Below are 14,189 nucleotides of genomic sequence, written 5' to 3' on the forward strand. Positions count from 1 at the left end.
GTTTTTTAAATAAGTTTTTCAAAATCTAATATTTTATCAGCTCATTTTGTTGAAAAATTGATATCATGAGTTGTAAGCAAAACAGTTCCTTCAAATTGCTGAATACTTTCTAGAAGGGCTTCCTTAGCTAAAACATCGATATGGTTTGTTGGTTCATCAAGGATAAGTAAACTACAAGGCACCAAGCTAGCTTCCGCTAGTCTAACCTTGGTCTGTTCACCCCCAGATAATAAACTCATTGGATTATTCATTAAAGCACTTTTCAAACCAAATTTAGCAATTGTGGCTCTAATAACTGATTCAGTCATATCTTCGTGCAGATTTTTTAGGTATTGAACTGGTGTTAAATCTGTATTTTTTTCGACCTGTTTGAAATAGGCTACCTGAACTCCATTGCCCAATTCACAAGTTCCACTAACTGCAGGAATTTCTTTGGCCAGTGTTTTTAAGAAAGTGGTTTTACCGATTCCATTATAACCAGTCACAATACACTTTTCACCCTCGCGAAGTTCAAAGTTTAATGGGTGAATTAGGGGAAAATCATAACCGATTTCTAGTTTTTCAGCTTTAACAATTACTGAACTAGCCGGTCTTTTATATTTAAAACTAAAATGTGGTTTTGCTTGAGAATTTAGTTCTTTTAAAACGTCCATTTTATCTAGTTGCTTTTGACGTGACTGTGCTGATTTGGCTGTTGAAGCTCGAGCGGCATTTTTGGCTACATAAGTCTCCAATTTTTTAATTGTTTTTTGTTGACCTTGATATTCTTTAGTATATTGTTCTTTTCTTAATTCTGATTGTTCAATATACTTATCAAAATTTCCCACATATCGATTTATTTTAAGATTCTCAATTTCGTAAATTATATTACAAGTTTTGTTAATAAAGTCGCTATCATGGGATACCATAATAAAAGCTGGTTCAAAACTTTGTAAGAATTTGGCTAGTCAATCAACTTGTTCAATATCCAAAAAGTTGGTAGGTTCATCTAGTAAGAGATAATCGTTCTCACTTAGTAAAAGTTTTGCAAGTAAAACTTTACCTCTTTGACCTCCAGATAAACTTCCCATTTTCTGCTCCAAGCGTTCGTGCTCAATTCCTAGTCCATCAACTAAACTTCTAATTTTTTTACCAATTATTTCAAAATCGTTTAAGTCAAGATGTTCTTGTAATTTTAAGGCTTTAACCAACTCATCTTCTTTATACTCAATTGCCATATTTTCATAAATTTTAGCTATTTGAGCTTCAATATCAAATAATTCCTTGTAAGCGCCTTCTAAATAATTATTTACAGTTTGTTCACCATCGACTTTTTGATGCTGATCTAGATAACCAACAGTAACTCTGGGGTGAACTTCGATTGTTCCGTGATCTGGGGTAATCGATCCGTTTATTATATTCAAAAGGGTTGTTTTTCCAACACCATTAGCTCCAACTAAAGCGATATGTTCACCTTTATTGATTCTTAGGGTTGCACTTTCATATAACTTTTTACCACCATTTGCATGGGTTAATCCATCAATATAAACTAAACTCATTATTATTTTCTCCATTCGTATAAAAGATTCTTAAATCTAACCGTATTATTATATACTATTAGGCGATATAAAATAAAGGTCTTAAAGCAATTTTTTAAATAAGCAATCAGGATACTTAATAATAAAAATCATAATTTTACAAAATAAAATTTCTTCAAATTTTGCAAATTATCCCCAAACCGTTAATAAAGTTATTTTTTTAACTGAAAGTGTGTAAAAAAAGACCATTTTTAGGTTATATTTATATTAGAGAGAGAGAATTCTTTAAAATGTCAAAAGAAAAAAATGAAATAAATATTTTTGGTTTATCAGCAAGCCAAGAATTAACAAAAGAAATCTGCAAAATTTTGGAAATTGAGCAAAAAAGGGCTAAAAAAATTGTGTTCGCCGATGGTGAAATTTTAATGCAATCAGAGGATTCTGTTAGGGGTAAAGAAGTCTACATTATTCAGTCAACGAGCCAACCGGTTAATGAAAATTTAATGGAATTATTAATTGCAGTGGATATGTTCAAAAGAGCTAGTGCTCAAAAAATTAACGTGGTTATTCCGTATTTTGGTTATGCTCGCCAAGATCGTAAAGCTAAAGGTCGCCAACCAATTACTGCTAAATTGGTAGCTAATTTAATCGAAAAAGCAGGAGCAGACAGAGTGATAATTGTTGACTTACATTCAGCACAAACAATGGGATTCTTTGATATCCCAGTTGACAATTTTCATTCAGCACAAACAATGGCAAATGAAATTATCAATACAATTATTGATAACAATTTAGATCAAAACAAATGTATCTTAGTTTCTCCCGATCATGGGGGACTGACCAGAGTTCATGAGGTAGCTAAATATACTGCAGGACTAACTAACGGAATCGCTGTAATTGCTAAGAGAAGACCAGAACCCAACAAAGCAAATGTGGAATTTGTTCTAGGAGATATCCAAGATAAAGTCTGTTTTATTGTTGATGATATGATTGACACTGGTGGAACTATTGTTTCAGCCGCTAAAGCTTTAAAAGAAAATGGTGCAAAAGAGGTTTATATCTTTGGGGGTCACGGACTTTTCAACGGTGATGCTGTTAATAAAATTACTGAAGCACTGAAAGAAAAAGTTGTTGAAAAAGTTGTTGTTACTAACACAATCGAAATTCCAGCTGAAAAACGTTTTGAAGGATTGAAGATAATTTCTGTTGCAAACCTATTAGCTACCATGATAAAAGCTTCGGTTTCAAGAGACTCGTTATCTGAGGTCTATGGGGATTTTCAAGAAGAGACTTTATTAAGAATCAAGAAATTTTTAAAGGTTAAAAAATAAGTGAAAATAATTTTTGGATTAGGAAATCCTGGAACCCAATATCAAAGAACTCGCCATAACGCTGGTTTTTTGCTTTTAGATGAAATTATCAGCCGTTACCAAGCCGACTTAGTTGGTGAAAAATTTAAATCACAAATTTATAGCGCATCTATTGGAGGAGAAAAAGTCTTAATGATCAAACCGCTAACTTTTATGAACCTTTCAGGGGAAGCTGTTTCCCAATTTGTAAATTTTTATAAATTGGATTTGAATGACTTTATTGTCATCCATGATGAAAAAGATTTTTCAATTGAAAAACAACAATTTAAAAATTCTGGTAGTGCTGCAGGTCATAATGGTCTTAAAAATATTATTACTCATTTTCACACAACAGATTTTCAAAGACTGAGAATCGGAGTTGGCAATCCAGAACCTGGATGAAAAATTGTGGATTGAGTCTTATCAAAAATGAGTGATACAGAAATCAGTTCAATGGTTTCAATTTTTAATTCAAAAATAAACTGAGTTAAGGACTGAGCTAGTGGTGTTGATTTCAAAAATATAATGAACAAATATAATTAGGAGGTAAATATGAAACAATATAAAAGTTTAATCGTCGTTGGTTCTCAATGAGGAGATGAAGGAAAGGGTAAAATAACAGATTATTATGCTCAAAAAGCCGATATGGTGGTACGATTCTCAGGTGGAGACAATGCCGGTCATATAATAGTTAGCAAGGGTGTAAAACACAAAGTCACAATTGTTCCTTCAGGAATTTTGAATCCCAAAGTTATTAATGTGATAGCAAACGGAGCCGTTGTTAATTTAACAAGATTAGTTTCTGAGCTTGAAATCCTGAGAAATTCAGGAATTGATACCAAGAATTTATTTTTATCAAATCGTGCTCACGTTGTTTTGCCATATCACATGGTGATAGATGAGCTACAAGAAGAATCTCGTGGAGTTAACAAAATTGGTACAACAAAAAGAGGAATTGGACCTGCTTACCAAGATAAAGTTGATCGCTTAGGAATTAGAGTTTGTGATTTGTTTGACCCAACATTTAAAGATAAGCTTAAAAAAATTGTGGAATTTAAAAACCAAGTCATTACCAAAATTTATAATGGTAATCAACTAAATTTTGAAGAAATTTATAAAGAATTAATGGATAATTTTGAAATACTAAAAAATCAAGTTGTGGAAACTTCATCAATGATTGAGTCAGCAATAAAATCTGGTAAATATGTTTTATTCGAAGGAGCTCAAGGAGCTTTACTAGATATTGATCATGGAACTTATCCTTATGTTACAAGTTCAAATACCAGCGCCAACAATGCCTCACTAGGATCAGGAATAAATCATAACTTAATTACAACAAGCTTAGGAATTGTTAAGGCATATTGTACAAGAGTTGGAACCGGAGGGTTTCCAACTGAACTAAACAATAAGATTGGAGAGGGAATCAGAGAAAGGGGTCATGAATATGGTTCTAATACCGGAAGACCTCGCCGTGTTGGTTGATTGGACATAGTAGCTTTAAAATATGCAATTAGAACTACTGGTTTGGATAAAATTTTTATAACCCTTCTAGATGTTCTATCAGGAGAACCTGTTGTTAAAATTTGTACAAGCTACTTGCTTAATGGTGAAAAAATTTCAACAATTCCACCTCTAAATGATGATTACCAAAAATGTCAACCAGAGTTTATTGAAATGCCAGGTTGAAATGAGGATATTACAAAAGTTAAATCATTTAAGGACCTGCCTTTAAATGCTCAGAATTATTTGAATAAAATTAAAGAGCTTTGCGAAATTGATATTACAGGTTTCTCGGTTGGACCAGACCGCCTACAAACTATTTTGATGGAGTCAGAATTTTAATGATAAATAGATACTCAGTAAAAGAAATCGAACAGATATGAAGCGAACAAAATAAGCTAGACACCTGATTGTTGGTTGAAAATTTAGTTGTTCAAGCCTGAACAAAACTTAAAGTAATTCCTCAAATTGACTGTGATAAAATTTTAAAAAATTCCAAAGTTAATATACCACGAATGTTAGAAATTGAAAAGGAAACAAAACATGATGTTGTCGCCTTTACCAGAATGCTTTCTGAAAATCTTGGTGATGAAAAGAAATGAATTCATTTGGGATTAACTTCAACAGATGTTGTGGACACCGCTCAAAATTACTTGATTTCAAAAAGTAACGATGTTCTTAGAGAAAGTTTGAAAAAATTGCAGATTGAACTTTTAACTAAAGCAAAAGAAAACCAAAGTGTCTTAATAATGGGTAGAACTCATGGAATATATGGAGAACCAACTTCGCTAGGACTAAAATTTTTACTTTGATACGATGAGATAAAAAGACAACTCCAAAGATTTGAACTAGCGTGTAGTCAAATTGAGGTAAGTAAAATTTCAGGAAGTATGGGTAATTATGCCAACTTGGAATTAGAAGTAGAAACTTATGTAGCCCGAAAATTAAATTTAGAAGTTGATAGCTTATCAACTCAAGTTACCCAAAGAGATCGTCACGCATTTTTAATTTCAGTATTTGCTAATATTGCCTCAACTTTAGAGAAAATTGCGATTGAAATTCGTAGCTTTCAAAGAAGTGAAGTTCAAGAAATGATGGAAGGTTTTGCTAAGGGTCAAAAAGGATCTAGCTCAATGCCTCATAAAAAGAACCCAATTAGTTTGGAAAACATTTCGGGGCTAGCTAGATATATTCGTACTTTTGTTAGCATGGGATTTGAAAATAATCTCTTGTGACACGAAAGAGATATCTCTCACAGTTCTAATGAAAGAATTGTTTTGCCAGACATTTTTCATAGTATAATTTATGTAGTACAAAGATTAACAGAGACTATCAAAAACTTATTTATAAATAAGGAAAGAATGCAAGAAAATATTGATTCTCAAAACAATATTTTCTACTCACAACCAATACTCACACAAATAATTAAGAATTCAAATTATTCAAGAGAAGAAGTTTATGACTTTATCCAAAATTGTACGTTAGAAACCCAAGAAACTAAAAGAGATTTTAAAGAAGTTCTTTTAAAAAACAATATTGAGAAATATATTAATCTAAAAGATTTTGAAAAACTTTTTGATAAGAAATATTTTTTGAGAAATGTCCCAAAAATTTATGAAAGGATTTTAAATGATGAGCGAAGTAACTAAATTGTTAACAGTAATAACAGAAGACGAAATAAAGAGTGCGATAGCCAATGAGGCAAGGAATTTATCTAAAAAATTTGAGGGTCAACCACTTGTAATTGTTGCTAAACTATCGGGAGTTTTTATTTTCATTTCAGACTTAATTCGTCAATTAAAAATTGACGCAGGAGTTCAATTTGTTGTTAATTTAAATGAAGATGTCGAAAATGAAATTCGTAAAGAAAAAGTTAAATTTGGAATTGGTTTGGAAAATAGCTTAAAAGATAAAAATATATTAATTGTCGAAGATATTTTAGACGCAGGAAATTCAATTCAAGCTCTATATGATTTTGTATCTAGTGAAAAACCAAAAGAAATTATGGTACTAACTTTACTTGATAAATTTAAAACAAAAAGAAGTATCAACTTTGAATACAATACTTTATTCAAAGTTGAAAGTGATTATTTTGTAGGTTATGGTTTAGACCATAACGAAAGTTATCGAGGACTAAGAGATATTTATAAATTTACAAATGAAAATGAGGCGGAGTAAATGAAGAAAAATTTTTATGTCACTACTCCAATTTATTACGCAAGTGGGGACTTACACATTGGTCACACTTACACAACTACTCTAGCAGATATTTTAAATCGTTTTAAAAAATCTATGGGAATGGAAACTTTTTTTCTAACCGGTTCAGATGAACATGGTCAAAAAATTGAAACCAAAGCTAAAGAGGCTGGGATTGAACCCAAAAAATATGTTGACGAAATTGTCAAAAAATTTAAAAATTTATGAGAATTATTAGACATTAAGTATGATAAATTTATTCGTACAACTGATGATAATCATAAAAAATCTGTTCGTGAAATATTTTCAACATTATTAAATAAAGACTTAATTTATAAAGGCAACTATGAAGGTCTGTACTGTGTTAGTTGTGAGGAGTTTTTAATTGCTGATCAAATTGATGATGAAGGCAATTGTAAGGTTTCTCAAACTAAACCCAAAATGCTTGCAGAGGAAACCTATTTTTTAAGAGTCTCAAAATTTGCAGATTTTCTGACTACCTTATTTGGAAATGATTTTTTAAAACCAGATTCTAGAAAAAACGAAATGTTTAAAAACTTTATTGAACCTGGTTTAGAAGATTTATCTGTCACAAGAATTTCTCTTAAGTGAGGAATACCCACAAAAGAAAATCCCGAACATGTAATCTACGTTTGGCTTGATGCGCTTTCTAACTATATTACAGCTTTAGGATATCCAGATACCAATAATGAATTATTTAAAAAGTTCTGATCTGAGGATACTCAAATTGTTCAGTATGTTGGAAAGGAAATAACTCGTTTTCACTCAATCTACTGACCAGTAATTTTGAACGGATTGGGATTGAGAATGCCTGATAAATTAATTTCTCACGGTTGAATTTTGGCTAAGGACACAAAAATGTCAAAATCTTTGGGTAATGTAATTGATCCAATTGCCATAATCAATGGTTTCTCAAGTGATGCTTTAAGATTTTATATCGCCAAAGAATTACCAACTGAGAGAGACGGGAATTTTACAGAAGAATTATTCGTTGAATGTTTTAATACTAATTTAGCTAACAATATTGGAAACCTAATTTCAAGAACTAATAATATGATTACTAAATATTTTGATGGAATGATAACTTCAAAGGCTGACTTATCAAAACATAGCTTAACAGTTTCAGGATTAAAATTAATTGATGATTACGTTCAAGAAATGAATGATTTTCAAATTAATAAAGCTGTTGATAAAATTATGAAATTTAGCCAAGAATTAAATAAATTTATTGAAGAAGAAAAACCATGAGTTCTAGAAAAAGAAGGTAAGCTTGAAAAGTTGGCAGAAGTTTTATTGATTCTTCAAAACAGTATTACAATCGTAACTCACCTATTAGCTCCGATACTGACCAAAAGTTATCAAGATATGTTAGACCAAATCGGTTTTGAAGGAAAACTTTTAAGTATTGAGGAATTGAAAAAAAATCAATTAACGTTTTCAAAAATAACAAGCAGAAAAATTATTTTCGAAAGAATAAATTAAGATCAAAATCTTTATCAAAAAGGTTTTGATTTTTTTTGACCAGCACCATATTTTCTATTATAATAAATTTAGTTAATTAGATGTCAAAGATTTTTTTAACATAAGGAGGAAATATGAAAGGAAATATTTTTGACATCATCGTAATTGGGGCTGGCCATGCCGGTGTTGAAGCTGCTCTATCAAGTGCTAGACTTGGTAAAAAAGTGGGCTTATTTAATATATATGAAGATAAAATTGCAGCTATGCCTTGTAATCCGTCTATTGGGGGACCAGCAAAAGGAATTGTTGTTCGTGAAATTGATGCTCTAGGTGGAGAAATGGGAAAAGCTGCTGACAAAACAGCTTTACAAATAAAATTACTAAACTCTTCAAGAGGTCCGGGGGTTTGGGCTCTAAGAGCACAATCAGATAAAATTGAATATTCAAAGTATATGCAAAAGATTGTAAAATTACAAGCAAATTTAGAATTGATTACCAAAATTGTGGCGGACTTTATTATCAAAGATAAACAAATTATTGGTGTCAAAACAGAAGATGGAGAAGATTTTTTTGCCCAAGCAGTTATTCTAACTACGGGCACTTATTTAAAAAGCCAAATTTTAAGAGGTAAGGAAAATTATCAAGCCGGTCCAAATGATGAACAAACTACTTCAGGAATCAGTAGAGCTTTGAAAAAAAATGGTGTTGAGTTAATGAGATTCAAAACCGGAACTCCTCCAAGAGTTAAAAAAAGTTCAATTGATTTATCTAAACTAATGATTGAACCAGGAACAGATTTACCCTTAAGTTTTAGTTCGAGTACCAAAAACTATTTGAAAATCAATGATCAAGAAGTTTGCTACTTAGTTCATTCAACAAAAGAAACTAAAAAAATAATTGAAGAAAACTTACAACATTCAGCAATGTATTCAGGAGAAGTTAGGGGCGCTGGTCCAAGATATTGTCCAAGTTTTGAAGACAAAATTGTCAGATTTGCAGATAAAGATAAACACCAAATTTTTTTAGAACCAGAATCTAAAGAGTTGGATACTTTTTATGTACAAGGTTTTTCAACCTCAATGCCAATTGAGATTCAAGATAAAATGCTAAAAAGTTTACCAGGATTTGAAAATGTTGTCGTTGATAAATGGGCCTATGCCATTGAATATGATTGCTTAGATCCGATGCAATTAAATTTAAGTTTGGAATTAAAGCAAATAAAAAATTTATTTACTGCAGGTCAAATTAATGGAACAAGTGGATATGAAGAAGCAGCCGGACAAGGTTTAATTGCTGGTATTAACGCTGTGAGAAAAATAAACAACGAAGAGCCGTTAATTTTACGCAGGGATGAAGCTTACATTGGTGTCATGATTGATGACCTAATTAATAAGGGAACAATTGAACCCTACCGACTTTTAACTAGTCGAGCTGAAAGAAGAATGCTTTTAAGAAATGATAACGCCGAGCAGAGATTGAAAGAATATGGCTACAAAGTTGGGCTAGTTTCTCAAAAAGATTGAGACTCATTTTTAGGTAATGAAAAAGAAAAAGCAATAGCAGTCGAGGAGCTCAAAACTAACCGCTTTGGTCCGAAAACCGATTTAGCCATCGAGTTGTCCCGAACTAATCAAGCACACCTGGTGAATGGTTTGAGTGGTTATGAAATTTTAAAGCAACCTGGAGTAAATATCCAAACTTTGGTAAAATATATAAGTGAATTAAGTAAACTTTCTTTAAATTCGTTGCAAAGTATTGTTATTGAATGTAGATTTGAAGGCTATGTTACTAAAGAAAAACAAACTGTTGAAAGACTGAAAAAGTTAGAAAGCAAACAAATACCATTAGACATTAACTACGACTTGGTTGAAAATCTCGCAATCGAAGCGAAGCAAAAATTAAAAAAAATTAGACCACTATCTATTGGTCAAGCTAGTCGAATCTCGGGAGTAAATCCCGCTGACATTCAGATGCTGTTATTCTATCTAAAAAAACATTATAATAAATAAAGGGAAATGAGGTAATCATGTCAAATCTTAGCAAAAAACAAAAAGCAAACAAGAGGACAAATAAAGCGTTCGAATTTCTTACGCTTTTTAGTTTGGTTTTTGGCCTAATGGTTGGTTCGGGTATATACTTGAAAAATCGAAATACATCTGGGGGTGTGCTTGGTGAAGCTGGGCAGAATCCTTATTTAGCCATTATAATGTGACTTGTGATTGGTTTGGTTTCAACCTTGATGATTCTGGTTTTCGTTGAGGCGGCCTCGGCAACAAAAGTTAGTGGTCACTCAACAATTCAAACTTGGGGATCAAGATTTTTGGGCAGAAAAGTTGGATCTTTTTATGCAATATTTTTTATTATGTTCTATGTTCCAGTTTTGACAGGAATTGGAGCATTATTTGCTGTCAAAACTGTCATTGATGCTGCAGATAAGTTATCAGGACCGGAATGATTAAGTCATGAAGGTAAATTAGCGATTCAAGGAACGTTTGCCATTTTAATGATGGTTGGCTTCATGACTTTGAATATGCTAACAACCAAACCCGGTCATTTAATTCAAACTATTTTTACATTTTTTAAATTCATTCCTTTGGCAATTGTAATAATTGGAGGATTTGTTTTAAATTTCCAAGGTCACGACAATGCATTTGATAACTCCAGCGGGGAATGAAAAACTGAGTATTTTTTCCTAACACTTGCTCCAATTTTGTTTTCTTTTGATGGATTCATTTTTGCAGCAGCGTTACAAAAAGATGTTGAGCATAAAGAGGTTGTAGCTCCAGGATTATTTTTTGGAGTTCTAGGGGTTTCTCTATTTTATGTTTTAATTTCTGTTGCAATATTTTTTGGGAGTATTGATGGAAATGTGTTTACTCTTTTTGATAACCTATTTGCCAGCGCTCCAGGGTGGGCCTTCTTCTTCAAAACTGTTGTAGCTTGTACAATAATGACAATTGTGAACGGTTATAGTATTGTCGGACCAAAGGGAGTTCAAGCCAGTATTGACGACCATTTAATATTTTCAAAAAGCGGTGAAGTTATACCGCATAAGAAAGCTTGCATAGTTCAGGGAATAATCAGCATTTCGCTGGTGACAATTTTGATGATTTTCTCAGCAGTTCTTAAAAACAATTTAATCGATATAATCGATTTCACTTCCAATACAATTACAGTTATGGCATTCACAACTTATCTTTCGGTTTTAATCGGGGTTCTATTTAATCGAAAAACTAAAAAAGTTGAAGTTGAAAAAGTTAAGGGAGTTTTTTGGTATTCAATTTTACCAATAGTATTTTTAACAATTTCAATGAGTTATGTTTATTATGATTTATTTAAAAAATTAGGAAGTGTTGATACTATGTTCGACCCCTTATTCTTTATTTTTTCACTAATAGTAATGTTTTCTTTGTGAGCTATAAATGAAAAGATGTTGAAGAAATACAACCCCGTCTTGGATAAAAATTTAGAGACACACAAAAAGATTGAAAAAAATAATATTTAAACTCCGTTTGGAGTTTTTTGCTTTATTGATTAATAATTTATATTGGTAATCGTGTCATTTTTTTGATAAAATTATCTTATGAGTAAATTTGAGAATTGAGAACTATTTGATAAAATATCAAACGTTCAACTAAATGATAAAATAAAAGACCAATTGGATAAATATTTCAGCTTTTTGATATCCGAAAACCAAAAATATAATCTCACCTCAATTGTTGAACAAGAAGCTGTTTTTCTTAAGCATTTTTTGGACTCATTATTTTTTACAAATATTTTCAAGCTAGAAAACCAAAAAATTTGTGATATTGGAACGGGAGCTGGATTTCCCGGAGTGGTTTTAAAAATCTTCTTTCCCCAACTTGAGGTTCACTTAGTTGAAAGCAATAACAAAAAAATAAATTTTTTGAATGAGCTGATTAAGATTTTGGATTTAGATAATATCAAGACCCATTATAGCAGAGCAGAAGATTTTTGCATAGATAACACAGAGAAATTTGATGTTGTTGTGACTAGGGCAGTAAGTGAATTAAATATCATTTTAGAACTAGGCGCACAATTGATTAGTTTGAATGGTCATTTTGTTTGTTTGAAGGGGCCCAAGGCTGAAGAAGAAATTGAAAATCTTAAAGGTTGCGAGACAAAATTGGGATTAAAATTTGAGAAAAAAGATGTACTTTTCGATGAATTTTTAGGTACAAGAATTAATTTGGTTTATAAAAAAATCGCTCACACTCCAAATCAGTATCCAAGACAGTACTCTCAAATTAAAAAGAAACCATTGGGAAAATAAGATATAATAAGTATGTTATGTAAGAGAGGATAAAATATGGGAAAGATCATATCGGTTGCAAACCAAAAGGGTGGTGTTGGTAAAACAACAACCTCAATCAGTCTTGCTTGTGGATTAGCAATGCACGGAAAAAAAGTATTATTAATTGACTTAGACCCACAATTTAATGCTTCAACTGGAATCGGAGTGGATATTGATAATTCCACAAAAAGCATGTACAATGTTTTAATTGGACAAGAGAGTTTAGAAAACATTATTATTAAAAACTTAAAGCCTGGAGTCGATTTGGCGCCAAGTTCAATTGACTTAGCAGCAGCTGACCTTTATCTTTTAGAACAAAAGGATAATAATCAGAACATTCTAAAAAAACAATTAGAAACTATTAAGGAAAAATATGATTTCATCATTATTGATTGTCCTCCAAGTTTAGGATTAATTAATAGAAACGGTTTATCAAGTAGTGATTCAGTGCTAATACCAATCCAAGCAGAGCATTACGCAATGCACGGGGTAGCACAACTATTAAGAACTATTAAGAAAGTTAAAGAAACTATTAACCCCAGATTAACAATCGAAGGTGTTTTAGTTACAATGTTTGATTCTCGAACCAGATTAGCTCACGATATTCTAGAAGAAGTTAGAAAAACATTTGATACAAAAGTGTACAGTTCTTATATACCAAGGAACATCAGAATTTCTGAATCATCACTTGAGGGTAAATCTATTTTCGAGCATGATCCAAAAGGTCCAGGAGCTTTAGCTTACGGAGATTTTGTCAGAGAGGTAATTGAGCAAAATGGCAAATAAAAAATATAAGTTTAAAGGTTTAGATGAAATTTTTGGGGAAAGTGTTAGTGACATGGTTAATAACATTGAAGGCAATCCCAATATAAACAATCCTAAAACCAAAATTTTACTAGATAATTTAAAAGTAAACCCTTACCAACCAAGAAGGATTTTTAATGATGGGGAAATTAATGAGTTAGCAGAGTCGATTAAAATCCACGGAATTATTCAGCCGATAATTGTGCGTAAAAAACAAAATGATTATGAAATAATTGCCGGGGAAAGAAGAAGTCGTGCAGCTAGAATTGCTGGTCTTGTTGAAGTTCCTGTGGTTATTTTAGACATTGATGACAAACAAATGCAAGAATTTGCTATCATTGAAAATATTCAAAGGGTAGATTTGTTAGATATTGAAGAAGCAATCGCATATAAAAAATTAGTAGATATCTTAGGATTAAAGCAAGAAGAAATTGCGCAAAGAGTTGGTAAATCAAGAAGTCATGTTGCCAATATTATGCGTCTTTTGAACTTGCCAAAATATGTTCAAGAGGCCTTAATGGCAAATGGAATTACTATGGGACAAGCAAAACCTTTGTTAACAATTTTGAGTCAAGAGGATAAATTAAAAATGGTTTTTGACGAAATTATGTCAAAAAATTTAACAGCTCGTGATGTTGAAAATCTGGTTAAAAAATCAGTGGCCAACAATAATAATGAAGCACCAGTTGAGAAGGCTAAAGATGTTCACTTGGAAGCTGTTGAAAAGATTGCTATGAGAAAACTGGGAACGAAAGTTGTCATTGACAATGGAAGGATAACTATTCGTTATGAAGGAGATCATGATTTGAACAGAGTCTTAGAAATATTGGGGTTAAATAATGAAATATAATATTGGTGATATTGTGACTTTGAGAAAACCTCATCCCAGCAAAACTGAAAAATGAGAAATCATTAGGGTTGGGGCTGTAGTAAAACTAAAAAGTCTTTCTGTTGAAAATTTGATAATCGAATTAAAACCAAAAATATTTGAAAATAATGCAAAAGTTGTAGAAAGTAGTGAGTAAA

At 31.7% G+C, this 14,189-nt stretch carries 13 protein-coding genes; 12 read left to right on the forward strand and 1 reads right to left on the reverse strand.

All coding sequences use genetic code 4. The annotated features are described in order from the left end of the window. Positions 1 to 5: 5 nt before the first annotated feature. Positions 6 to 1,538 (reverse strand): ABC-F family ATP-binding cassette domain-containing protein, encoded by a 1,533-nt coding sequence (locus tag AACK87_RS00950; protein WP_338972659.1) that lies wholly within the window; start codon positions 1,536 to 1,538, stop codon positions 6 to 8. 269 nt (positions 1,539 to 1,807) lie between these two features. On the opposite strand from AACK87_RS00950, the gene AACK87_RS00955 reads away from it, so the two are divergent. The 12 genes from AACK87_RS00955 to AACK87_RS01010 all read left to right on the forward strand — a co-directional run bounded on the left by AACK87_RS00955 (position 1,808) and on the right by AACK87_RS01010 (position 14,188). Next, a complete protein-coding gene (locus AACK87_RS00955) occupies positions 1,808 to 2,848 on the forward strand; it encodes a ribose-phosphate diphosphokinase (protein WP_338972660.1) in 1,041 nt (346 codons plus the stop codon). Beyond that, positions 2,849 to 3,409: an aminoacyl-tRNA hydrolase gene (gene pth / locus AACK87_RS00960; RefSeq protein WP_338972662.1), complete on the forward strand. Its 561-nt coding sequence runs from the start codon at positions 2,849 to 2,851 to the stop codon at positions 3,407 to 3,409. It abuts the gene before it with no gap. Positions 3,410 to 3,418: 9 nt separating this feature from the next. Further along, the gene (locus tag AACK87_RS00965) at positions 3,419 to 4,708 is read left to right on the forward strand and encodes an adenylosuccinate synthase (RefSeq protein WP_338972664.1); all 1,290 of its coding nucleotides are present in this window, start codon (positions 3,419 to 3,421) and stop codon (positions 4,706 to 4,708) included. Next, positions 4,708 to 6,015, forward strand: a complete 1,308-nt coding sequence (purB, locus tag AACK87_RS00970; protein ID WP_338972666.1) for an adenylosuccinate lyase — start codon at positions 4,708 to 4,710, stop codon at positions 6,013 to 6,015. Before AACK87_RS00965 ends, purB begins: the two co-directional genes overlap by 1 nt. Next, the gene (locus tag AACK87_RS00975) at positions 5,999 to 6,544 is read left to right on the forward strand and encodes a phosphoribosyltransferase (RefSeq protein WP_338972668.1); all 546 of its coding nucleotides are present in this window, start codon (positions 5,999 to 6,001) and stop codon (positions 6,542 to 6,544) included. The genes purB and AACK87_RS00975 overlap by 17 nt, the downstream gene beginning before the upstream one ends. Next, positions 6,545 to 8,065 (forward strand): methionine--tRNA ligase, encoded by a 1,521-nt coding sequence (gene metG / locus AACK87_RS00980; RefSeq protein WP_338972670.1) that lies wholly within the window; start codon positions 6,545 to 6,547, stop codon positions 8,063 to 8,065. Positions 8,066 to 8,178: 113 nt separating this feature from the next. Next, positions 8,179 to 10,053: a tRNA uridine-5-carboxymethylaminomethyl(34) synthesis enzyme MnmG gene (gene mnmG / locus AACK87_RS00985; RefSeq protein ID WP_338972672.1), complete on the forward strand. Its 1,875-nt coding sequence runs from the start codon at positions 8,179 to 8,181 to the stop codon at positions 10,051 to 10,053. Positions 10,054 to 10,070: 17 nt separating this feature from the next. Beyond that, the gene (locus AACK87_RS00990) at positions 10,071 to 11,549 is read left to right on the forward strand and encodes an APC family permease (RefSeq protein WP_338972674.1); all 1,479 of its coding nucleotides are present in this window, start codon (positions 10,071 to 10,073) and stop codon (positions 11,547 to 11,549) included. Positions 11,550 to 11,627: 78 nt separating this feature from the next. After that, positions 11,628 to 12,338, forward strand: a complete 711-nt coding sequence (gene rsmG, locus AACK87_RS00995; protein WP_338972675.1) for a 16S rRNA (guanine(527)-N(7))-methyltransferase RsmG — start codon at positions 11,628 to 11,630, stop codon at positions 12,336 to 12,338. A gap of 36 nt (positions 12,339 to 12,374) precedes the next feature. Beyond that, entirely contained in the window at positions 12,375 to 13,145 is a 771-nt protein-coding gene (locus tag AACK87_RS01000) for an AAA family ATPase (RefSeq protein WP_338972676.1), read from the forward strand. Further along, positions 13,135 to 14,013 (forward strand): ParB/RepB/Spo0J family partition protein, encoded by an 879-nt coding sequence (locus AACK87_RS01005; RefSeq protein WP_338972677.1) that lies wholly within the window; start codon positions 13,135 to 13,137, stop codon positions 14,011 to 14,013. Before AACK87_RS01000 ends, AACK87_RS01005 begins: the two co-directional genes overlap by 11 nt. Beyond that, complete coding sequence (locus AACK87_RS01010) at positions 14,003 to 14,188, forward strand: DUF951 domain-containing protein (RefSeq protein ID WP_338972678.1); 186 nt, start codon at positions 14,003 to 14,005, stop codon at positions 14,186 to 14,188. The genes AACK87_RS01005 and AACK87_RS01010 overlap by 11 nt, the downstream gene beginning before the upstream one ends. Position 14,189: the final 1 nt, after the last annotated feature.

Source organism: Spiroplasma endosymbiont of Panorpa germanica, assembly GCF_964019765.1.
In the GTDB taxonomy this organism is placed as follows: Bacteria; Bacillota_I; Bacilli_A; order Mycoplasmatales; family Mycoplasmataceae; genus Spiroplasma_B.